At 69.5% G+C, this 19963-nt stretch carries 20 protein-coding genes; 8 read left to right on the forward strand and 12 right to left on the reverse strand.

Annotated elements, in window-relative coordinates:
• Window positions 1-1335 (reverse strand): 3-oxoacyl-ACP reductase, encoded by a 1335-nt coding sequence (locus tag ACWEOE_RS01565; protein WP_452002350.1) that lies wholly within the window; start codon window positions 1333-1335, stop codon window positions 1-3.
• Window positions 1336-1430: 95 nt separating this feature from the next.
• Between ACWEOE_RS01565 and ACWEOE_RS01570 the strand changes: the two genes are divergently transcribed.
• Window positions 1431-2720, forward strand: a complete 1290-nt coding sequence (locus tag ACWEOE_RS01570) for an acetyl-CoA C-acetyltransferase (RefSeq protein ID WP_452002353.1) — start codon at window positions 1431-1433, stop codon at window positions 2718-2720.
• Window positions 2721-2762: 42 nt separating this feature from the next.
• Here ACWEOE_RS01570 and ACWEOE_RS01575 read toward each other — a convergent pair whose 3' ends face one another.
• Window positions 2763-3266: a DoxX family protein gene (locus tag ACWEOE_RS01575; protein WP_452002356.1), complete on the reverse strand. Its 504-nt coding sequence runs from the start codon at window positions 3264-3266 to the stop codon at window positions 2763-2765.
• Between the two features lie 178 nt (window positions 3267-3444).
• Here ACWEOE_RS01575 and ACWEOE_RS01580 point away from each other — a divergent pair, with 178 nt between their 5' ends.
• From ACWEOE_RS01580 to ACWEOE_RS01600, 5 genes are all read left to right on the forward strand, one after another.
• On the forward strand, window positions 3445-4188 hold the full coding sequence (locus ACWEOE_RS01580; RefSeq protein WP_452002359.1) for a MerR family transcriptional regulator: 744 nt from the start codon (window positions 3445-3447) through the stop codon (window positions 4186-4188).
• Window positions 4189-4558: 370 nt separating this feature from the next.
• On the forward strand, window positions 4559-5749 hold the full coding sequence (locus ACWEOE_RS01585) for an AAA family ATPase (RefSeq protein ID WP_452002362.1): 1191 nt from the start codon (window positions 4559-4561) through the stop codon (window positions 5747-5749).
• 554 nt (window positions 5750-6303) lie between these two features.
• Window positions 6304-6453, forward strand: coding sequence for a hypothetical protein (locus ACWEOE_RS01590; protein WP_162836041.1), 150 nt, complete (start codon window positions 6304-6306; stop codon window positions 6451-6453).
• 245 nt (window positions 6454-6698) lie between these two features.
• On the forward strand, window positions 6699-7646 hold the full coding sequence (locus tag ACWEOE_RS01595; protein WP_452002364.1) for a bifunctional helix-turn-helix transcriptional regulator/GNAT family N-acetyltransferase: 948 nt from the start codon (window positions 6699-6701) through the stop codon (window positions 7644-7646).
• The gene (locus ACWEOE_RS01600) at window positions 7647-7934 is read left to right on the forward strand and encodes a hypothetical protein (protein ID WP_452002367.1); all 288 of its coding nucleotides are present in this window, start codon (window positions 7647-7649) and stop codon (window positions 7932-7934) included. It begins immediately after the preceding gene.
• Here ACWEOE_RS01600 and ACWEOE_RS01605 read toward each other — a convergent pair.
• Window positions 7922-8491: a peroxidase-related enzyme gene (locus ACWEOE_RS01605; RefSeq protein ID WP_452002370.1), complete on the reverse strand. Its 570-nt coding sequence runs from the start codon at window positions 8489-8491 to the stop codon at window positions 7922-7924. The two genes, ACWEOE_RS01600 and ACWEOE_RS01605, sit on opposite strands and share 13 nt — an antisense overlap.
• Before the next feature lie 69 nt (window positions 8492-8560).
• Between ACWEOE_RS01605 and ACWEOE_RS01610 the strand changes: the two genes are divergently transcribed.
• Entirely contained in the window at window positions 8561-9214 is a 654-nt protein-coding gene (locus ACWEOE_RS01610; protein ID WP_452002373.1) for a hypothetical protein, read from the forward strand.
• Window positions 9215-9218: 4 nt separating this feature from the next.
• Here ACWEOE_RS01610 and mctP read toward each other — a convergent pair whose 3' ends face one another.
• On the reverse strand, window positions 9219-10880 hold the full coding sequence (mctP, locus tag ACWEOE_RS01615; protein ID WP_452002375.1) for a monocarboxylate uptake permease MctP: 1662 nt from the start codon (window positions 10878-10880) through the stop codon (window positions 9219-9221).
• Window positions 10877-11155, reverse strand: a complete 279-nt coding sequence (locus ACWEOE_RS01620; RefSeq protein ID WP_452002377.1) for a DUF3311 domain-containing protein — start codon at window positions 11153-11155, stop codon at window positions 10877-10879. The genes mctP and ACWEOE_RS01620 overlap by 4 nt, the downstream gene beginning before the upstream one ends.
• Window positions 11156-11437: 282 nt before the next feature.
• Here ACWEOE_RS01620 and ACWEOE_RS01625 point away from each other — a divergent pair, with 282 nt between their 5' ends.
• Window positions 11438-11704 carry a helix-turn-helix domain-containing protein gene (locus ACWEOE_RS01625; RefSeq protein ID WP_452002380.1) on the forward strand — a complete coding sequence of 89 codons (267 nt, stop codon included), beginning with the start codon at window positions 11438-11440 and terminating at the stop codon, window positions 11702-11704.
• 3 nt (window positions 11705-11707) lie between these two features.
• Here ACWEOE_RS01625 and ACWEOE_RS01630 read toward each other — a convergent pair whose 3' ends face one another.
• The 7 genes from ACWEOE_RS01630 to ACWEOE_RS01660 all read right to left on the reverse strand — a co-directional run bounded on the left by ACWEOE_RS01630 (window position 11708) and on the right by ACWEOE_RS01660 (window position 19875).
• A complete protein-coding gene (locus ACWEOE_RS01630) occupies window positions 11708-12283 on the reverse strand; it encodes an EndoU domain-containing protein (RefSeq protein WP_452002383.1) in 576 nt (191 codons plus the stop codon).
• A 145-nt stretch (window positions 12284-12428) separates the two neighbouring features.
• Window positions 12429-13703 carry a DUF6297 family protein gene (locus tag ACWEOE_RS01635; protein ID WP_452002386.1) on the reverse strand — a complete coding sequence of 425 codons (1275 nt, stop codon included), beginning with the start codon at window positions 13701-13703 and terminating at the stop codon, window positions 12429-12431.
• 157 nt (window positions 13704-13860) lie between these two features.
• Complete coding sequence (locus tag ACWEOE_RS01640; RefSeq protein WP_452003327.1) at window positions 13861-14466, reverse strand: ABC transporter ATP-binding protein; 606 nt, start codon at window positions 14464-14466, stop codon at window positions 13861-13863.
• 135 nt (window positions 14467-14601) lie between these two features.
• Window positions 14602-16422, reverse strand: coding sequence for a phosphoenolpyruvate carboxykinase (GTP) (locus ACWEOE_RS01645; protein ID WP_452002389.1), 1821 nt, complete (start codon window positions 16420-16422; stop codon window positions 14602-14604).
• Window positions 16423-16777: 355 nt separating this feature from the next.
• The gene (locus ACWEOE_RS01650) at window positions 16778-17473 is read right to left on the reverse strand and encodes a hypothetical protein (RefSeq protein WP_452002392.1); all 696 of its coding nucleotides are present in this window, start codon (window positions 17471-17473) and stop codon (window positions 16778-16780) included.
• A 99-nt stretch (window positions 17474-17572) separates the two neighbouring features.
• A complete protein-coding gene (locus ACWEOE_RS01655) occupies window positions 17573-19399 on the reverse strand; it encodes a dynamin family protein (protein ID WP_452002395.1) in 1827 nt (608 codons plus the stop codon).
• The gene (locus ACWEOE_RS01660) at window positions 19396-19875 is read right to left on the reverse strand and encodes a nucleotide exchange factor GrpE (RefSeq protein ID WP_452002398.1); all 480 of its coding nucleotides are present in this window, start codon (window positions 19873-19875) and stop codon (window positions 19396-19398) included. The genes ACWEOE_RS01655 and ACWEOE_RS01660 overlap by 4 nt, the downstream gene beginning before the upstream one ends.
• Window positions 19876-19963: the final 88 nt, after the last annotated feature.

Raw genomic sequence — 19963 nt, forward strand, 5'->3', positions numbered from 1 at the left:
TCACGCTCCCAGCAGGGCCTGGCCGCACACGCGGACCACGTTGCCGTTGACCGCGGCCGACGCGGGGTTGGCGTACCAGGCGATGGTCTCGGCGACGTCGACCGGCAGCCCGCCCTGGCCGAGGCTCGACAGGCGCCGTCCGGCTTCACGGATGAACAGGGGCACGGCGGCGGTCATCTTGGTCTCGATGAAGCCCGGGGCGACGGCGTTGATGGTGCCGCCGTATTCCGCGAGCTGCGGGGCGCCGACGTTGACCATGCCGATCACGCCGGCCTTCGACGTGGCGTAGTTCGTCTGGCCGACGTTGCCGGCGATGCCCGCGATCGACGAAACGCCGATGATACGGCCGTTTTCCCGCAACACCTTGTCGGCGAGCAGCTTGTCGTTCACCGCGAGCTGGGCGGCGAGGTTCACCGTGAGCACGGCGTCCCAGCCGCTCTCGGTCATGTTGCCCAGCGTCTTGTCGCGCGTGATGCCGGCGTTGTGCACGACGATGTCGACGCCGCCGTGGCGCGTGGTCAGGTACTCGGCCAGCTTGGCCGGCGCCTCGGCCGACGTGATGTCCAGCTGCAGCGCCGATCCACCGACGCGATTGGCCACTGTGGACAGATCCGCGCCCTGCGCCGGGATGTCCAACGCCACGACGTGGGCACCGTCGCGGGCGAGGGTCTCCGCGATGGCCTCGCCGATGCCCCGGGACGCGCCGGTGACCAGCGCAACCTTGCCGGCCAACGGCTTTTCCCAGCTGGCCGGCGCTTCGGCCGAAGTGCCGTGCGTGCCGACGCGGATCACCTGCGCGTCGACGAACGCGGATTTCGCCGACAGCAGGAACCGCACCGTCGACTCGGCGGCGGCTTCGGCGCCCTCGGCCACGTACACGAGCTGCGCCGTCGCGCCGCGCTTCAGCTCCTTGCCGACGGAGCGGACGAAGCCCTCCAGCGCCCGTTGCGCAATCCGCTCGCGGCCCTCGACCAGCTCCGGCGGCGTGCCGAACACGACCACGCGCCCCGACGGGCCGACCTTGCGGATCACGGGGTGGAAGAAGCGGTAGACCTCGCGCAGGTCGGCGGGGTCCTTGACGCCGGTGGCGTCGAAAACGAGGGCGGCGTGGCGTTCGGCCGGCTCCCTCAGCACCTCGACGCCCGCACCGGCGAGCTGACTCGTCAGGGTCTTTTCGAGCCGTCCACCCGGCGCCGCGCCGAGGAGTGCGGGACCCTCGAGAGCGGGCTGGCCAGGGCGGTAACGGCGCAGCGTGGCAGGGCTGGGCAGGCCGAGCTTCGGCACCACGAACTTCCCCAGCGGGGTCTTCGTGAACTGCTGGTACCTGTCCGCCATCGCGCGCCTCCCGTGCCGTCCGCGTCACGTCGCAGTCTAACCTACTCGCTAGTAGGTTACAGTGTGGAAGGGACGACTCAGAAAGGGTGACCGCAATGGCGACCAGGAAAACCGCGGCGGTGCGCAAGGTCGCGATCCTCGGCGGCAACCGCATCCCCTTCGCGCGGTCCAACGGGCCGTACACGAAGGCGTCGAACCAGGACATGTTCACCGCCGCGCTCGACGGGCTCGTCAGCCGCTTCTCGCTGCAGGACGAGGTGATCGGCGAGGTCGCCGCAGGCGCGGTGCTCAAGCACTCCAAGGATTTCAACCTCGCTCGCGAGAGCGTGCTCGGCAGTCGCCTCTCGGCCGCGACGCCCGCTTCGGACGTGCAGATGGCGTGTGGCACGGGGTTGCAGGCCGTGATCAACGTGGCGCACAAGATCTCGTTGGGGGAGATCGATTCCGCCATCGCGGGCGGCGTGGACACGACGAGCGACGCCCCGCTGGCCGTGAACGCCGGCCTGCGGCAAATCCTCGTGCAGCTCAACGCGGCGAAGACGCTGGGTGACCGGCTCAAGCTCCTGACGAAGCTGCGGCCGGGCCAGATCGTGCCGGAGATCCCGCGCAACGCCGAGCCGCGTACCGGCCTGTCGATGGGTGAGCACGCGGCGCTGACCGCGAAGGTCTGGGACGTCACGCGTGAGGCGCAGGACGAGCTCGCCGCGGCCAGCCACCAGCACCTCGCCGCGGCGTACGAGCGCGGGTTCTTCGACGACCTCGTGACGCCGTTTCTCAAGCTGGCCAAGGACCAGAACCTGCGGCCGGATTCGAGCGTCGAGAAGCTGGCCAAGCTCAAGCCCGTGTACGGCGGCCCGGACGGCACCATGACGGCCGGCAACTCGACGCCGCTCACCGACGGCGCGTCGACCGTGCTCCTCGCGACGGACGAGTGGGCGAAGGCGCACAACCTGCCCGTGCAGGCGTATCTGACGTTCTCGCAGACGGCGGCGGTCGACTACGTGCACGGCGACGAAGGCCTGCTGATGGCCCCGGCCTACGCGGTGCCGCGGATGCTCGAGCGCGCCGGGCTTTCCTTGCAGGACTTCGACTTCTACGAGATCCACGAGGCGTTCGCGTCGCAGGTGCTGGCAACGCTCAAGGCGTGGGAGGACCCGGCGTTCGCCAAGGAGAAGCTCGGCCTCGACGCGCCGCTGGGCTCGATCGACCGCGCGAAGCTGAACGTGAACGGCTCCTCGCTCGCCGCCGGGCACCCGTTCGCCGCGACGGGCGGACGGATCGTGGCGACGCTGGCGAAGCTGTTGCACGAGAAGGGATCCGGCCGTGGGCTGATCTCGATCTGCGCGGCGGGCGGCCAGGGCGTGACGGCGATCCTGGAGAAGTGAAGACGCGTAGGGCCCCGGGTTTCCAGGGCCCTACGCGCCTGTTCAGCTGAGCTGCTTCTCGGCCTTCTTGCTGAGCTTTTCGGCTTTCTTGCCGGCCTTGTCCGCGGCTCGGCGCGCGCGCCAGCCCAGCGACGGCTTGCCCGCGGTGTCGCTCGCGGCCAGCAGCAGACCGCCGGCGAGGCTGGCGTTCTTGAGGAAGTTGACCTGCTGGTTCTGCCGCTCGACGGGGTCCTTGCTCTCCCAGAACCGGTGCGAGGCGGCCGTCGTCGGCACGAGCGTGCCAAGCAGCGCGAGCGCCGCCAGCCGCGGCGCCTTGCCCGACGCGAGCGCGAGACCGGCGCCGATCTTCACGGCGGCGTCGATGCGCACGAGCGTCGCGGGGTCGCGCGGCACCTGCTCGGGGACGATGCCCTCGAGCTTGTCGAACGTGCCGGTGATGAACGGCTCGACCGCCTTCGCGTGCCCCTGGGTGTCGCGGAGCATGCCGATGCCGCCGTAGATGAAGATCGACGAGAGCAGTGGACGGGCCACCCGGCGCAGTATCACGGTCGTCGCCTTTCCTGCGGGTTCTTGCGTGCTGGTCGAACTTACAACCGGGATTCCCCGCTCGGTGGGCGCCGAACCGCGCTAGTTCTCGATAGGTGAGTATTGGCTTTTTCTTAGATTGCCGTAGAAGGCTTTAGCGCTTGACCTTGACGCTGCGTCAACTTTTATCGTTCCTGGCATGTGGTCGATCCAGGACATCGCCCGGACGGCGGGCACGACCAGCCGGACACTGCGCCACTACGACGCGATCGGCCTGCTCACGCCCAGCCACGTCGGCGCCAACGGCTACCGCTACTACGACGCGGCCGCCCTGGTGCGGTTGCAGCGGATCCTGCTGCTGCGCTCGCTGGGCCTGGGGCTGCCCGCCATCGCGTCGGCCCTCGATGACGAGCGCGACAGTGTTGTCGCTTTGTCGACGCATCTTGGGCAGCTGGAACACGAGCAGCGGCGGATCGGGCGGCAGATCGCGTCCGTGCGGACCACGTTGAGGAAGTTGAAGGGAGGCGAACCGCTCGTGGCGGAGGAAGTTTTCGACGGTTTTGACCACACGGCGTTCCAGGCCGAGGTGACGTCGAGGTGGGGTGCCGCGGCTTATCAGGCCGGGGATCGGTGGTGGCGGTCGTTGTCGGCTGCGGAGAAGAAGGCGCATCAGCAGGAGCAGGCGGATATCGCGGCTGCTTTGGGGGAGGCGTGGTCGGGCGGGTTGTCTGCGGATGGTGGTGAGGTGCAGGCCGTGGTGGGTCGTCTGCACGCTTGGCTGCGGCCGGCGGTGAAGACGGTCTCGCGGGGGTATTTCGTGGGGCTGGGGCAGCTGTATGTGGATGACCCGCGGTACGGGTTTCACGACATCGGGGGTGCTGGTGCCGCGGAGTTCGTGCGGGATGCGATGCGGATCTACGGGGAGCGGAACCTGGCGGAGTAGGGGCGCGTCGGAGTGATCGCTGGGGGTGGGGATGGTCGGGGCTGCAGACCCGCCCATCCCTTGCCGGTCGGGTGCTTGCCGTGCGCTGCGCAGCGTGAAGAGTCCCAGTCACACAGTGCACCTGGCGTGAGAAGTCCGCTCGCGCACCTCAAGCTGCGCGAAGGGTCTCTCCGCGCGCAATGGGCAGCGCAAAGCACCCAATCGCGGCCAACCGGGCACGGCAAAACAAGTCGTGATCCTTTGTGCGAAGCAGCGCCGCCGGCGCCGGTGGGCCGCGGGACCGAGCGCGGGTCGGAGTGATCGGCGACACGCGCTAGGGGGATATGGCGGAATATCGGGCTCACGCTAGACACGCCGATACGGTGTGAGAGTGGACCCCATCCGGAACCCCTTCGCGCCCGGGGCTGGGCAGCGGCCGCCGGAGTTGGCGGGGCGGGAGCGTGAGCTGAAGGCGTTCGAGGTGGTGCTGGAGCGCGTCGCGCGGGGGAGGCCGGAGCGGAGTCTGGTGTTGACCGGGCTGCGAGGCGTGGGGAAGACCGTGTTGCTGGGCGAGCTGCGGTCGATGGCCGTCCGGCACAAGTGGGGCGCCGGGAAGATCGAGGCGCGGCCGGACGCGGAGCTGCGGAGGCCGTTGTCGGCGGCGTTGCACCGGGCGATCCGGGATCTGGCGGTGCGGCACCGGGCGCCGGATCGGGTGGAGGAGGTGCTGGGGGTCCTCAAGGCGTTCGCGCTCAAGGCCAACCAGGCCGACGCCAAGCTCAGGGACCGCTGGCAGCCCGGCATCGACGTGCCGGCTGCGCAAGGCCGCGCCGACTCCGGGGACATCGAGATCGACCTCGTCGAGCTGTTCACGGATGTGGCGGAACTGGCGGCCGACGTCGGCACCGGGGTGGCGCTGCTGATCGACGAGATCCAGGACCTGCAGCCCGACGACGTGTCGGCGTTGTGTGCGGCCTGCCACGAGTTGTCGCAGTCGGGAGCGCCGCTGGTGGTCGTGGGGGCGGGGTTGCCGCACGTTCCGGCGGTGCTCTCGGCGTCGAAGTCTTACTCGGAACGGTTGTTCCGCTACGCGCGCATCGACCGGCTCAGCCGCGAGGACGCCGACTTCGCCGTGATGGCCCCGATCGAGCGCGAGGAGGCCGGCATCGAGCCCGAGGCGCTCGACGCGCTGTTCGACGCGTCCGGCGGCTACCCCTACTTCATCCAGGCCTACGGCAAGGCAGCGTGGGATGCCGCGCCCGCGGACCCGATCACGGTCAAGGACGTGCAGGTCGCGGCCCCCGAGGCGGAGTCCGAGCTGGCGGTGGGCTTCTTCGGCTCCCGCTACGAACGCGCGACACCCGCCGAGCGCGAGTACCTCCTCGCGATGGCCGAGCTGACCCAGGGCCGCGACGAGGCCGCGGGGACGGCTGACGTGGCCGTCTACCTGGGTCGCAAGCCGTCGTCGTTGTCGCCTGCGCGGGACAGCTTGATGAAGAAGGGGCTGGTCTACTCCGCTGAACGCGGACAGATCGCTTTCACGGTTCCGCATTTCGGGCACTACCTGCTCGGCCGCGACTGACACTCCACCGTGGCCCGATGCGATCGAGCCGCCGGTCGCGACACTGACCCGAGCCTGACACGCGGCCGTGGGCCGTCCAGCACGACAACCGGGGGTCGCGGCGACTGGCCGGCACACGCCGGGCACACACGCGGGCCGGCGCCGGCCCAGCCGGTCGAAGCAACTGGGCTGCCGGGCAGTTGGTGGCCGCCTGCCGTGAGCGAACCCGCTGACGACGGTCGACCTGGTCGAGGCGGCCCACTCGGCACGCGGCAGCTACTGCGACCTCGCCGCGCGGGCATTGGCCGGCTACCGCTGAGGTACGCCGCGCGTTCGCTACCGCTCTATGACGCCGAATAGCCCTATCTACTGATAACTCTAGAGAACCCAATAGCTCCCTAGCCTGTTACCCGTTAGTGACTGCCGACACGAAATCTGTCCGGATATGACCCGCACTCTCCCGATGATTCATCGGCAAGTAAGCCACATCACCGCTGATTCGTTGGCATCTCTCTGCGGAAAAGCGCATACTAGAAGCACAGCCACCAAACACCTCTAAGGGGATGCAGAAACCCATGAGCAACATCGCCGCCAAGCTCCGTGCCCGTCGCGCCGAGGCTCGTACTCGCCGGGCGCTGAACCGCGCGATCGACACCGCGGCCACCTCCACGGTGCGCCAGGAGCTCATTGCCCTCGCCCAGGCGCGTCAGCCGTTCATGCGCTGACCGAGCCGTAACTGGTTGGTGGGTCACCCACATGAGTGACCTAGACCACATAGTGCTGTGGGTGTAACGCCGCGCTTCGTGGCATCGATACCCACTACGACCCCGTGATGCTGGCGGACCCCCGACCTGGCAGCATCACGGGGTTTCCATATGTCTGGACGACTTGTCCGATTACGCGGAACCCTTGCGCGCAGCGGCTTGCGGAGTGATGCTTGACTTCGTCAACGAGTTTGTTGAGGTGGTCAATGAACGACGTGAGCCTGGCGGAGCGCGTGGCCACCGTGCGCGCGTTCAACCGCCTCTACACCGGGGTGATCGGCGTCCTGGACGAAGGGCCCGCCGACGCGGAGTACTCGCTGAGTGAAGCGCGGGTGCTGTTCGAGGTCGCCCAACAAAGCGAGCTCCACGTGAGTGACCTGCGCAAACGGCTGGATCTCGACGCCGGCTACGCGTCCCGGCTGCTCAGCCGGCTGGAGGGCCGCGGGCTCCTGGTCAAGGAACGCAGCGGGCAGGACGCCCGCCGCCAGATCGTGCGGCTCACCGACGCCGGGCGGGAGGCGTTCGCCGATCTCGACGGGCGCTCGGCGCGGCGGATCGGCGGGCTCCTCGAGCGCTTCCCCGACGAGGACCAGCGCCGGCTGCTCGGCGCGATGGGGACCATCACCTCGTTGGTCGGCGACAAAACCGCAGACCCCACGCTCGTGTTACGCACCCCCCGACCGGGCGATCTCGGCTGGGTGGTCCACCGCCACGGCACCCTCTACGCCCGCGAGTACGGCCTCGACGAGCGCTTCGAAGCCCTCGTCGCCCGCGTGGTCGCCGATTTCGCCGACCACCGCGACGACCCGCGCCAGGCGGCGTGGATCGCGGAGCTCGCCGGCGAACGGGTGGGCAGCGTCTTCTGCATGCCCGCCGCCGACAAATCCGACAGAACCGACAAGACCACCGCCAAGCTGCGGCTCCTGCTGCTCGAACCGGCGGCCCGCGGCCACGGCGTCGGCAAGCGGCTCGTGCACGAGTGCGTGGAGTTCGCGCGCGCCCACGGCTACCGGACGATGGAGCTCTGGACCCTCAGCGCCCTCGACGCCGCGCGGGGGATCTACAAAGCCGCCGGGTTCGAGCTCGAAAAATCAACCCCCACCAGTGCCTTCGGCCCACCGATGACCGGCGAGACCTGGCGGAAGGAGCTGTAGGTGTTCGTCGTCTACTGCGCCGTCTGCGATCGCCGTACGCTGCTGGGCGTCGACGAGGTCGAGTGGGTCGAGAACCTCACTCGCGGCATGATCTCCGTGGCCGGCCGCTGCCCGCGCGGCCACGACGTGGCGATCCTGACCGGCGACGCGTTCACCCCGCACGAAGACCCGCGCTGCTTCGGCCCGGCGCCCCGCGTGTGGACGAAGCCGCTGAACAAGCTGCGCGCGTGGTGGCACGGCCGCTTCGAGGTGAGCCGCGACCTGCCCGGCCCGTTCTACCGCTTCTGACGGCCCATCAGGTAGAACTCCGGGTTCGGCTTCAACGCGGTGAGGTGCGCCAGCCGGTTGGACATGGCAAACAGTGCCGTGATCGCGCCGACGTCCCAGATCTCGTCCTCGGTCAGGCCCGCGTCGCGCGCCGCTTCGAGGTCGGCTTCGCCGAACAGGGCCGAGTCCTGCGCCAGCGCCAGCGCGAGGTCGACGATCGCCCGGCCGCGCTCGTCCAGCTCCACCTGCCACGGGTTCGCGGCGACGCGGTCGGACAGCTCGGGGTCCTTCGCCCGGATCCGCAGGATCGCCCCGTGCGCGACGATGCAGTACGTGCAGTGGTTCGCCCCCGACGTCGCCACCACGACCAGCTCGCGCTCGGCCTTCGTCAGGCCGTCTTCGCGCTCCATCAACGCATCGTGGTAGTCCATGAACGCCCGCAGCTCCGCCGGCCGGTGGCCCAGCGCGCGGAAGATGTTCGGCGTGAAGCCGGATTTCTCGGCGATCGCGCCCACGCGCGTGCGGAGGTCTTCGGGCAGGTCTTCGAGTTCTGTTACGGGGAACCGGCTGTCGCTCATGCCCCAAGCTAACGCCAAACCCGCCACCCGCGGCACCACGTGTTCACTCGCGTGGAGTTTGCTTACACCGTGAACTGGACCGCATACGTGGACGGTTACTGCGAACGCGTCGCGCCCGGCCTCTGGGGCGAGCCCTTGAACGACGTCACCAACCTGGCGTTTCTCGTCTCGGCCGCCGCGGTCTGGTGGCGCGCGCACGGCCGCCGCACCGGGCGGACGCTGGCGGCGCTCATCGGACTCGTGTTCCTGGCCAGCACGGTGTTCCACCTGATCGCCACGCGCTGGGGCGGCGCCGCCGACTCCGGGTTCATCCTCGTGTTCGCGCTCTACTACGCCGCGAAGTTCCCGCACGTGTTCTTCGGCGTGCGGATGCGCACCTCGTGGCTGGCGGCGCCCGCGTTCGTGGTGCTGACGGCCGCGATGGCTGCGCTCGGCGGCGGTCTCTACGTGCCGGCGCTCGTGGGCCTGGCCGTGTTCGCGGGCGTGCTCGCCTACGCACGCGACCCGTATTGGCCGCACTTCGCCGTGGCCGGTGCGGTGTTCGCGCTCTCGCTGGCGTTGCGCGGTATCGACGGGGTCGTCTGCGGGGATTTCCCGACCGGCACGCACTTCCTGTGGCACCTGTTGAACGCGGTGGTGCTCTACGTGGTGGCGAACGCGATGATCGGGAAAGAGAAGACCCCCGCACCCCAAGAGGTGCGGGGGTCGTCCACAGTGGACTAGGCCGTCAGTGCACGCCGATGGGGCGCAGGTCCTTGTCGTGCTCGTCGGCGTGGTAGTCCTCGGGTTCGGTCTCGTCCGTACCCGAGTTCCACTTGGCCGCGTGCGCGATGGCCGAGACGATCACGGCCACCAGGATGTTCGCGATCAAGGCCACGAACCCCGGGTAGATCTGCACCGTGGCGAGGCCGGTGCCCGAGAACGGGTGCCAGCCGAAGATCGACAGGTTGCCCATCGCGAGCGCCGAACCACCGAAGTGCGCCTTTCCGGTGGCCGGGTTGGGGATCCCGTACAGCATGATCAGGCCCCAGCCCATGCCCACGACCCAGCCGGCGATGAGGCCGGCCTTGTGGAGCCACCGCGTGTACAGCGCGAGCGCCACGGCGGGCAGCGTCTGCAGGATCAGCACACCGCCGATGAGCTGCAGGTCGATGGAGAACTGCGGGTCGATCAGGATGATCACCAGCACCGCGCCGAGCTTCACGATCAGCGACGCCAGCTTGGCCTGCTTGGCTTCCTGCTTCGGCGTCGCGTTCTTGCGGATGTACTCCTTGTAGATGTTGCGCGTCCACAGGTTCGCCGCGGCGATCGACATGATCGCGGCGGGCACCAGCGCGCCGATGCCGATCGCGGCGAACGCGATGCCGGCGAACCAGTGCGAGAACTGCGAGTCGAACAGCAGCGGGACGATGGTGTTGCCGTCGGCCTTGCCGGTGGCGTTGTTGGTCAGCGGCTTCACGCCGGCGCTGATCGCCACGTACCCGAGCAGCGCGAGCAGGCCGAGCACCAGCGAATACGCCGGCAGCGCGACCATGTTGCGCTTGATCACGTTGCGCCCGCGCGAGGCGAGCACGCTCGTGAGCGAGTGCGGGTAGAGGAACAGCGCGAGCGCCGAACCCAGGGCCAGCGTGGCGTACTGCAGTTGGTTGCTCGACGTCAGCAGGATCGAGCCGGCCGGTTTGCCGGTGGCCGGGCTCGGCGTGGCCAGCTTCGTCGCCGCCTGGTTGAAGATGTGGTCCCAACCGCCGAGCTTCGAGGGCAGGTACACGATCGCCACGATGATCACGATGTAGATCAGGATGTCCTTGACGAACGCGATCAGCGCGGGCGCGCGCAGGCCCGACTGGTACGTGTAGAGCGCCAGGATCAGGAACGCGACCAGCAGCGGCAGGTGCCCGACGATGCCGGAGCCGTTGATGCCCATCGTGCGCAGCACGGCCTCGAGGCCCACGAGCTGCAGCGCGATGTAGGGCATGGTGGCGACGATGCCGGTGATGGCGATCAGGAAAGCCAGTGTCGGCGAACCGAAGCGGCCGCGCACGAAGTCGGCCGGGGTCACGTAGCCGCGTGACCGGCTGACCGACCACATGCGCAGCGCCGGCAACAGCACGATCGGGTAGACGACGATCGTGTAAGGCAGCGCGTACATGCCCAGCGCGCCGGCGCTGAACACCAGCGCGGGCACGGCGACGAACGTGTACGCCGTGTAGAGGTCACCGCCGAGCAGGAACCACGTGATCCACGCGCCGAACTTGCGGCCGCCGAGGCCCCATTCGTCGAGGTGGTCGAGGTTCGCGCCGGCCTTCCAGCGCGACGCCACGAACCCGAGCACCGTGACGAGCGCGAAGAGGATGATGAAAATCGTCAGCTGCACCCACTGGATGGTCATCGGCGCTCGCCCTCGTCGAGATCGTCCACGCTCAGCTTGTCCGGCTCTTCGCTGGTCGGCTCCTTGCGCGTCGCCCAGTAGACGATGCCGGTGCACAGCACGCCGGCGGCGACGAACACGAGCTGGAACCAGTAGAAGAACGGCATTCCGAAGAGTCTGGGGCCGTCGGAGTTGAACAACGGCGTCACCAGGATCAGCAACGGGACGATCAGCAACAGGTTCCAGGCACTGAACTGGAACCCGCGCACCCGCCCGTCCTGTTTGGATGTCGACATGGGACCTCACTTAACACTCACGCAACACGCGACGGGCCTGACCCTAAAACCTCGACCCCGTGGACGTCACACAAACCGGGCAACGATTTGGCCATTCCCGGTCCGGCTGTGGACAACCTCGTGGACAGGCGCCTGGGACCGGTTCCGGTGGTGACCCAGGAGCGGTGGCCTCCGTCACGACGGGGCCCCAGGTGTTGTGGTTGCCTGGCCGGAGCGAGTTTCCACACCTTGTGCACAGAGTTGTCCACAGGCAGTGGACAACTTTCGACTAGACTGTGGACCATGGTTCGGGTGCCGTTGACGGACGAAGAGCGCTCCCGCGGCGAGCGCCTCGGGGTTGCGCTGCGCGCCGCGCGCGCGGGCCGCAGCATGGTCGACGTCGCGGCCGAGGCCGGGATCTCGGTGGAGACGCTGCGGAAGATCGAAACCGGCCGCATCCCCACGCCCGCGTTCTTCACGGTCGCGGCGATCGCCGACGCGGTGGGGGTGCCGCTCGACATGTTGCGCACGGCGTGCGAAAGCCCGGAAGCCCTGTCCCAGGCCAGCTGAGGGTCAGCCGCGCAGCTTCGTCAGGATGTGGTCCCGGTCGTTGATGAACGCGCACGCGCGCACCGGGAGGTCGAAGGAGTTCAGGAGCTTCTCGAAGTCGGAGAGCTCGTCGGGGTTGAGCGGCACGTCGGCGATGGCGATGTGGGCGGCGAGGGTGTCGGTGAGCTCCTCCCATTCGCCGGACCACTGCAACGTGCGGTAGTGGGCCAGGTCTTCGGCCGGGAGCCGGTCGGACAACAGGTCGAGCAGGCTGTCGGCGAAGTAGCTGATGCGGTTCTCGGCGCGGTCGGCCACCGTGGGGTTCGCGGGGTCGCGCGCGGTGTCCGGGTTGCGCACCACGCCCGCGCCGGCGACGGGGTATCCCGTGTGGACGAAGCCTTCCGGATCGACGAGCACCACGACCTGCACGCCGTAACGCTCGCCGACGCAGCGCCAGCGGCCGTTGTACTGCTGGGTGCGGGGCTCGCTCGGGTCGTTGGCGACGTCCTTGATCACCGCGATGATCTGCTCGTCGCTCCAGCCGGCAGGAAACTCGCTGGTGGCCCGGCGGCCGGTGCCCGGAGCGTGTCCACCGCCCACGTGAACTCCCTTCGTCCGGTGGGAGCCTACTGCGCTGTTGATTGCCAATCCGGCCACAGCCACGGCGGGGCAAGTCACCAACCAGGGTAACTTGCAGTTGCGTTCCCGCCTACTTTTGGCCGGATTGGCACCGGCGCTGGGCCGTTCAGCTGAGCAGCGAGAGGGCCAAAATGCCGACCACCAGGACATCGGGGCCGCGGAAGAGCTGGCGGGCGAGGTTGGCCGGCAGCGGACCCGCTGGTGTGTCGACGAATCCGGCGCTGCTGTAGTCCACAGGCTTGCGCGTGACCGTGCGCAACACCGAAAGCACAGCGAGTGCCACCGTCGCCCACGACAGCGCGGAAACCGACGTGCCGAGCGCCGAGAGCGCGCCCGCGAGCAGCGCCGACCACACCACGGCGACGACGGTCAGCACCACCCCGTGGGCGAGGACGAGCTCGGCATCCGTGGAGCCCAGCCACCGCCGTCGGCCCGGATTGCGCCACAACACTCCGAGCCCGGCACCGAACGGCGTCAGCGCCACGTACCCACCCAGGCCCACGAGCACCGACCCCGGCAGCGTCGGCACCGCGACGTGCCCCACCGCGACGGCGAGCGCGACGAGCAACAGCATCCCCGCGTACCGCGACCGCCCGGCGACCCCCGCCACCGCGAGCCTGAACGGCGTCGGCGGGCGCAACGACCACCGGCCCGACTCCGTGGCCTCGGGCAGCATCATCATCGGGTCGAGGAACGTGACGGCGACCGACCGCAGGACCCGCGCGTTCCAGCCCTCCAGGAGCTTCGCGCGGCCCGCCCGCGTGACCGGCTCACCCCCGAACGACAGCGCGACGGCCACCAGCAGGATGCCGGCGCCCGCGTACTGCACCGCCGCCGCGCTCGCGTGCGCCGCGGCGATCACGACCCCGAGCACGGCCAGCAGCACCGGCCCGGCGACGTCGACGCGCAACGCCGTGCGCCGCGCCGTCGCGAACACCAGCACGGCGCTGCTGATCACGAGCGCCAGCGCCGCGCGCCACAGCTCGATGCCGCTGCCACCCACCGCCAGCATCAGCCCGGCCAGGTACGCCACGACGACCACGAACCCGGTCAGCCCGCCCGCGAGGCGCGCCGCCACCACCCGTCGCCGATCGACCTGGGCGAAGTCCATCCAGGTGAGCTCGGCGGGTTCCGTCCAGACGAAGCCGCGCCGCAACAGGCTGCGCCACCCGACGGCGCAGCAGAGGGTGACCAGTCCGAGCACCGCGGGGTAGTCCACAGGGGACGGTCCGAAAAGGACCCGGTGCCAGGCGTCGGTGCGGAAGAAGGCGGTGAAGAGGAAACCGACGCCGAAGATGAGGACGAAGGTGGCGGTGTCGCCGCTGAAAATGCCTCCGAAGCGCTTCCGGCCGGGAACACGGAGGCGGGTACTGAGGGTCACCACGGGGCGGCTGCGCTTTCGGTGTGGAGGATGGGCGGCAGAGGCGCGCTACCGGCGGTAGGGCCACGACGGGGAGCAGCCGGTTCGCAGCCGAGCTCGGAGAGACGCAGGAGCCGCAACGACCGGGCGCAAGCCGGCGGCCGGCGCGCGGCCGCGGTCACCACAGTTCGAGGACGCTGTCGGCCGCGTCGAGGAGGGGTTGGTGGTGGGTGGCGACCACGACGGCGGCGCCGGCGGTGGTGGAGCGTTTGATGAGGTCCACCAGCCAGTCCTTGCCCGCGGTGTCGAGGGCGCGTTCGGGTTCGTCGAGGAGGAGGACCTTGTGGGGGCGGGCGGTGACGCCCAGCAGGAGCAAGCGGCGGCGCTGGCCCGCGGAGAAGTGGCCGGCCGTGACGCGGGCTCGGTCGGCGAGGCCGGCGTCCGCGAGCAGGGCGTCGAAGTCGCCCAGGTCGGTGCCGAAGGAGCCGGCCAGGAGTTCCAGGTGTTGGCGGGGCGTGAGTTCCGCGAAGAAGTCGGAGTCGTCGAACAGCACGGAGACCTTGCGGCGGAAGGCGACGCTGCGCTCGTCGGGCTTGTCACCGTCGATGAGGACGCGGCCGCGTTGGGGTTCCTGCATTCCGTAGAGGCACCGGAGCAGCGTGGACTTGCCGACGCCGTTGGGGCCGACCAGCACGGCGCACTCGCCGGGGTCGACGGAGAAGTCCAGGTCGTCGAGCAGCCACAGGTCGCCGGCCTTCACGCCGAGGCCGCGGGCGTCGATGATCATCGGCTGGCCGGCCGCGAAACGAGCTCCATGCGGGTCACGCTACCGGGCGCCCGCCGCCGGCCGACCGGCCGCCGCAAGCACGAAAGGGACGTTCGCACCACAACGGCGCGAACGTCCCCTTCGGACAGACGATCAGCTCAGGCGCTGGGCCAGCGCGTCGAGCTCGTCACGCAGCGAGGTGGGCACCTCGCCGATCTTCGCGAACCACTCCTCGATCAGCGGCAGCTCCTCGCGCCACTCCGCGGCGTCGACGGCAAGGGCGGCCTCGATGTCGGAAGCCGGCTCGGTGAGGCCCTCGGTGTCGAGGTCCTCGGCGCGCGGCACGAAACCGATCGGCGTCTCCACGGCGTTCCCGCGGCCCTCGACGCGCTCGATGACCCACTTGAGCACGCGCGAGTTCTCGCCGAAGCCCGGCCACAGGAAACGGCCGTCGTCGCCGCGGCGGAACCAGTTGACGTAGAAGATCTTCGGCAGCTTGTTCGCGTCGGCGTTCTTGCCCAGCGTGAGCCAGTGCTTGAAGTAGTCACCGGCGTGGTAGCCGAGGAACGGCAGCATCGCCATCGGGTCGCGGCGCACGTTGCCGACCGCGCCGGCCGCGGCCGCCGTGGTCTCCGACGACATGGTGGCGCCCATGAACACGCCGTGCTGCCAGTCGCGGGCCTCGTTGACCAGCGGAACCGTGGTCTTGCGGCGGCCGCCGAACAGGATGGCCGAGATCGGCACGCCCTTCGGGTCGTCCCACTCCGGCGCGAGGATCGGGCACTGCGACATCGGCGTGCAGTAGCGCGAGTTCGGGTGCGCAGCCTTCTCGGACGACTCGGGCGTCCAGTCCTGGTGCTTCCACGAGATGGCGTGCTCGGGCGTGTTCTCCATGCCCTCCCACCAGATGTCACCGTCGTCGGTCAGGGCGACGTTGGTGAAGACCGTGTTGCCCTGCTCGATGGTGCGCATGGCGTTGGGGTTGGTGTGGTAGTCGGTGCCCGGCGCGACGCCGAAGAAGCCGAACTCCGGGTTCACCGCGTAGAGCCGGCCGTCTTCACCGAAGCGCATCCACGCGATGTCGTCACCGAGGGTCTCGGCGCGCCAGCCCGGGATGGTCGGCTGCAGCATCGCGAGGTTGGTCTTGCCGCAGGCGCTCGGGAACGCCGCCGCGACGTAGTGCACCTTCTCCTCGGGCGAGATCAGCTTGAGGATCAGCATGTGCTCGGCGAGCCAGCCCTCGTCGCGCGCCATGATCGACGCGATGCGCAGCGAGTAGCACTTCTTGCCCAGAAGCGAGTTGCCGCCGTAACCCGAGCCGTAGCTCCAGATCGCACGCTCCTCGGGGAAGTGCGAGATGTACTTGGTGTCGTTGCAGGGCCACGACACGTCCTTCTGGCCCGGCTCGAGCGGCGCACCCACGGAGTGCAGCGCCGGTACGAACTCACGCTCGGTGCCGTCGGGGTTGATGAACTTGTCCAGCGCGGCCTGGCCGGCGCGGGTCATCACGCGCATCGACGCCACGACGTAGGCGAAGTCGGTGATTTCCAGACCCAGCTTGGGGTTTGGGTCGGAGAGCGGCCCCATGCAAAACGGGATCACGTACATCGTGCGACCGCGCATGCACCCGCGGTACAGCTCGGTCATCGTGGCCTTCATCTCGGCCGGCGCGACCCAGTTGTTCGTGGGGCCGGCGTCCTCCGGGCGCTCGGAGCAGATGAAGGTCCGGTCCTCGACGCGAGCGACATCGCCCGGGTCGGAAGTGGCCCAGTAGGAGTTCGGCTTGGCCTTCAGCTTCACGAAGGTGCCGGCCTCGACCAGTTCCTCGTTGATCTTCGCGGCCTCTTCGTCGGACCCGTCGACCCACACCACGCGGTCCGGGGTGGTCAGCTCGGCGACCTCCCGGACCCAGGACAGCACGCCACTGTGCGTCGTCGGCGCATTGTCCAGTCCGGGGATGGCGACTGCGGTCATCTCTACTCCTGACTTCCGAACTTCCGACGACAAATAAGCCCACACGCCGGACCGCGGTGTCCGGGTGCGGGCCTCGTTGCCGGCGACCGAATGGCTTCGCACACCGGCGGCGAACCGGTGTGCGGGTTTTTGGGATTCCCCGACTGTAGCCGGATGACCGGCAGGTAACCGAGAGCTGACCTGTCGGTTCTCTCACAAGAACGATAAGGGAATCGATTCAGTTGTCACTGGATTGGTCCAGCGCAGGAAATCCTTTCGACGCGGGATGCTCAATTCGGGCGAGGATCACCGCGGTCGGGAAACGACAACGGGCCCGGCGAGTACCGGGCCCGTTGTGACGTGAGTTACAAATGCGTCAGTTGGGACTGATCCATTGTCCGGTCCCCGAATCGATCTTCGCGACGCCGGACAACAGCTGGGTGCCGTCGCCGCCCCAGGCCGCGTCGCCCGCCGGGTCGGCCGCGCGCACGCCGGCCGCCTCGGCCTCGGTCCACTGGCCGGTGCCGGTGTGCTCGTAGGTGTGGGTGCTGCCGTCGGCGCCGATCTCCACCGCGACGTCGGCCTCGCCGTCGCCGTCGGTGTCGGTGAACGCCAGCGTGCCGCCGTCCTTGGTCTCGACGACGGCGGTGTCGTTGTGCCCGTCGTGGTCGGTGTCGATCGTCGCGGCCCCGGCGTCGACCTCGCCGTCGGGCAGGTCGGCGTGGATGTGGCCGCCGGTCGAGTCGTCCTGGGAGTGCGTGTCGGTGCCGCCCTGGTGCTCGCCGCCGCCCGACTCGACCCACGAGCCGCTCGACTCGTCGTAAACCGCCTGGTCCACGACGTGGCCGGAGCTGTCGAGCACGGCGTACTCGTCGGCCACACCGTCGTGGTCCGAGTCGATGAAGGCCTGCGCCGAGCCGTCGTCGTGCTCCACGATCGCGGTGTCGTTCACGCCGTCGGAATCGACGTCGTAGTTGACCTCCGCCTGGTAGTCCTGGCCCTCGACGTGGACCGTCATGGCCTCGGGTCCGCCTGTGCCGGTCTCGGTGCCGCCACTCTCGTCGACCCACATGGGAAAAGCCCCCTTTTAGGACCGGGTCTCGCCGGCTGCGTTCAGCTGTCGATCGGTATGACTCACGTTAGGCCGGTTCGGTTCCCGTCCACAAGCTGATCACCCGCGGTCGCGCAAGGTTCGGATGCGCCCGAGCAGCGATTCCGCCCTCGCGTGGCCCTCGGTGGCCTCCTTCAGGTGCTTGGCGGTGATCGCGATGTTCTTCGCCCGCTCCTGCGCACCCATCTTGATCGTCCGGTCCACGTCCTTCAGCTCGGCCTCGATCGCCTCGATGCGCCGGCTCAACGCGTCGTCCAGCGCCATCGACAGCTGCTGCTCGGCCTCGATGAGCTGCTCGGCCACGAGCTGGTCGAGCGTGGAGCGCGCGTCGGCGATGGCCTCGACCAGCCACTGCTTCATGTGCTGCTTGTCGGCCGCGTGCTTGCGCGTGCGCGCCATCCACCAGCCCGCGCCGAGGCCGATGATGATCGTGGCCGGCAGCACCACCGGGTTCAGGATCGCGACGCCGGCCAGCGGCAACGCGGCGATCTTGCCGGCGCCGACGCCGCCCGAGATGCCCATGAACACCAGCAGCTTGTCCTCGGCCGTCGGCGGCTTCTTGTCCGGCGGCCGCAGCACGACGGGCGGCCCGCCGGCCCGCGCGAACTGCGCGCGGATCACGGCGAGCTCCTCGGGGGAGAACAGTTCGGACAGCGCCACGTTGGTCACGTGGTTCAGCCGTTGCGAAAGCAGCATCGAGACCCGCTGCGAGGTCGTCTGCAGCGCGAGGTCCACTTGCTGCGGCAGCGCGGCGAGCTCGTCGCGCTTGGCCGAGTCGATGCGCTGGCGGAAGTGGGTCTGGGCGTCGCGCATCTCGCGGCTGCTCTCGTGGCCCACCTCCACGCGGGTGCGCTGGATCTCGCCGCGCAGCTTGAGCTGCCAGCCTCGCGTGGACGTGCGGCGCTCGGCCTGCAGCTGGTCACGGCGTTCACGCAGCTGCTCGGCCTCGGCCTCACCCGCCGACAGCGCGCGGCTCTGCGCCTGCAGCTTCGCCTTGATCCCGGCCAGCGCGCTCGACAGCGCGCGCAGCGTGTTGGCCTCACTCAGCATCATCGACCGGCCGACGAGCAGCTCCTGCAGCGCGACCTGCACGGCCGCGATGCCCGACTTCTCGCGCAACATGGCCGCGACCTGCTCGTTGGGCGCCTTCGCCGCCGTCTCGAACACCCGCGCCGACACCGGGTGGAAGACCGCGTCGGCGAAGCGCGGCGCGTGCTGGGCGAGCAGCTGCCGGTCGGCCTCGAGGATCTCGCGCCAGCCGCGGAACGCGTCGGTCTTGGCCAGCACGAACAGCACCGTCTCCACGCGGTCGGCGACATCGCGCAGGAACTGCAGCTCGGTCGAGGTGAACGGCGCCGACGCGTCGAGCACGAACACCAGGGCCGTCGCGCTCGCCGCCGCCTCGCGCGCGAGCTCGCCGTGCAGCGAGTCGAGGCCGCCGACGCCCGGGGTGTCGACCACCGTCACGCGCTCCAGCAGCGGCACGGGACCGGAGACCTCGACGTAGCGCGGCGGGATCTGCCCGGGCGGCAGCTCGTGGGCGGCCGAGACCCAGTTGACCAGCTCCGGCAGCGGGATCGGCACCGGCGCGAGCTGCCCGGGGTAACACGCCTGCGCGCCCCACTGCTCGGCGTGCTCGAACACGAGGTACGTGGCCGTGGCGACGTCGGCGTCCACGGGGGACAGTCCCGGGGTCGCGAGCAGGGCGTTGACCAGCGTGCTCTTGCCCCGGTTGGTCTCGCCGACGACCACCACCGAGGGTTTTACGGCCCGCGCGCGCCGCACGTCCTCCACCCACTTCGCGGCCTGCGGGTCGTTCTCGCGGACCACGGTGAGCAGCTGCTCGCGCGCGGCCTGGACCTGGGCGGGAAGGCTCGGTGACGTCATGGGGTCCGTTTCGCGTAGACGGTGACGATCGGCGCGCGCAACAGCCGGCCGCCCTCGGCGAACCCGATCACCTCGGTCTCGGCGACCACGCCGTCGAGCGCCGGATCGTCGGTCGGGACCGCGCCGCCGGCCTCGTGGCACGAGGGGTCGAAGCGCTCGCCGTCGGGGCGCAGCGCCGTGACGCCGATGTCGGCGAGGCCGTGTTCGAGCCGCTGGACCACGCCGCCGCTGCGCGCGCGGTCGAGGGCGTAGAGGCAGAGCTGGATGAGCGCCTGGCGGTCGGCCAGCGCGCGTTCGAGATCACCGGGTGCAGCTACGACGTCCACATCCGTGTTCGACGCCGGGGTCTCGGCGGCGGTTCCGGCGGCCTCCGCGTCGGCTTCCGCGATGAGGGCGTCGAGGCTCGCCGCGGCGATCTCGCCGGTGTCCTCGTCCGTCGCGTCCTCGTCGGTTCCGCGGTGCCGGAACCACGCCATACGCCTCACCCCCTGCTCGTCGGCACCAGTGTGGAGCAGAACGCAGCCGGAGAGCAGCGGAACGCGTGCGCAAACGCTTGCGGCTGCG

This window comes from Amycolatopsis sp. NPDC004368 (genome assembly GCF_053602515.1).

Excerpts from the sequence above, each read along its gene's own strand:
- ACWEOE_RS01565 (WP_452002350.1), bottom strand. The coding sequence starts at position 1,335 with ATGGCGGACAGGTACCAGCAGTTCACGAAGACCCCGCTGGGGAAGTTC.
- ACWEOE_RS01570 (WP_452002353.1), top strand. The coding sequence starts at position 1,431 with ATGGCGACCAGGAAAACCGCGGCGGTGCGCAAGGTCGCGATCCTCGGC.
- ACWEOE_RS01580 (WP_452002359.1), top strand. The coding sequence starts at position 3,445 with ATGTGGTCGATCCAGGACATCGCCCGGACGGCGGGCACGACCAGCCGG.
- ACWEOE_RS01590 (WP_162836041.1), top strand. The coding sequence starts at position 6,304 with ATGAGCAACATCGCCGCCAAGCTCCGTGCCCGTCGCGCCGAGGCTCGT.
- ACWEOE_RS01595 (WP_452002364.1), top strand. The coding sequence starts at position 6,699 with ATGAACGACGTGAGCCTGGCGGAGCGCGTGGCCACCGTGCGCGCGTTC.
- ACWEOE_RS01605 (WP_452002370.1), bottom strand. The coding sequence starts at position 8,491 with ATGAGCGACAGCCGGTTCCCCGTAACAGAACTCGAAGACCTGCCCGAA.
- mctP (WP_452002375.1), bottom strand. The coding sequence starts at position 10,880 with ATGACCATCCAGTGGGTGCAGCTGACGATTTTCATCATCCTCTTCGCG.
- ACWEOE_RS01620 (WP_452002377.1), bottom strand. The coding sequence starts at position 11,155 with ATGTCGACATCCAAACAGGACGGGCGGGTGCGCGGGTTCCAGTTCAGT.
- ACWEOE_RS01625 (WP_452002380.1), top strand. The coding sequence starts at position 11,438 with ATGGTTCGGGTGCCGTTGACGGACGAAGAGCGCTCCCGCGGCGAGCGC.
- ACWEOE_RS01645 (WP_452002389.1), bottom strand. The coding sequence starts at position 16,422 with ATGACCGCAGTCGCCATCCCCGGACTGGACAATGCGCCGACGACGCAC.
- ACWEOE_RS01650 (WP_452002392.1), bottom strand. The coding sequence starts at position 17,473 with ATGTGGGTCGACGAGAGTGGCGGCACCGAGACCGGCACAGGCGGACCC.
- ACWEOE_RS01655 (WP_452002395.1), bottom strand. The coding sequence starts at position 19,399 with ATGACGTCACCGAGCCTTCCCGCCCAGGTCCAGGCCGCGCGCGAGCAG.
- ACWEOE_RS01660 (WP_452002398.1), bottom strand. The coding sequence starts at position 19,875 with ATGGCGTGGTTCCGGCACCGCGGAACCGACGAGGACGCGACGGACGAG.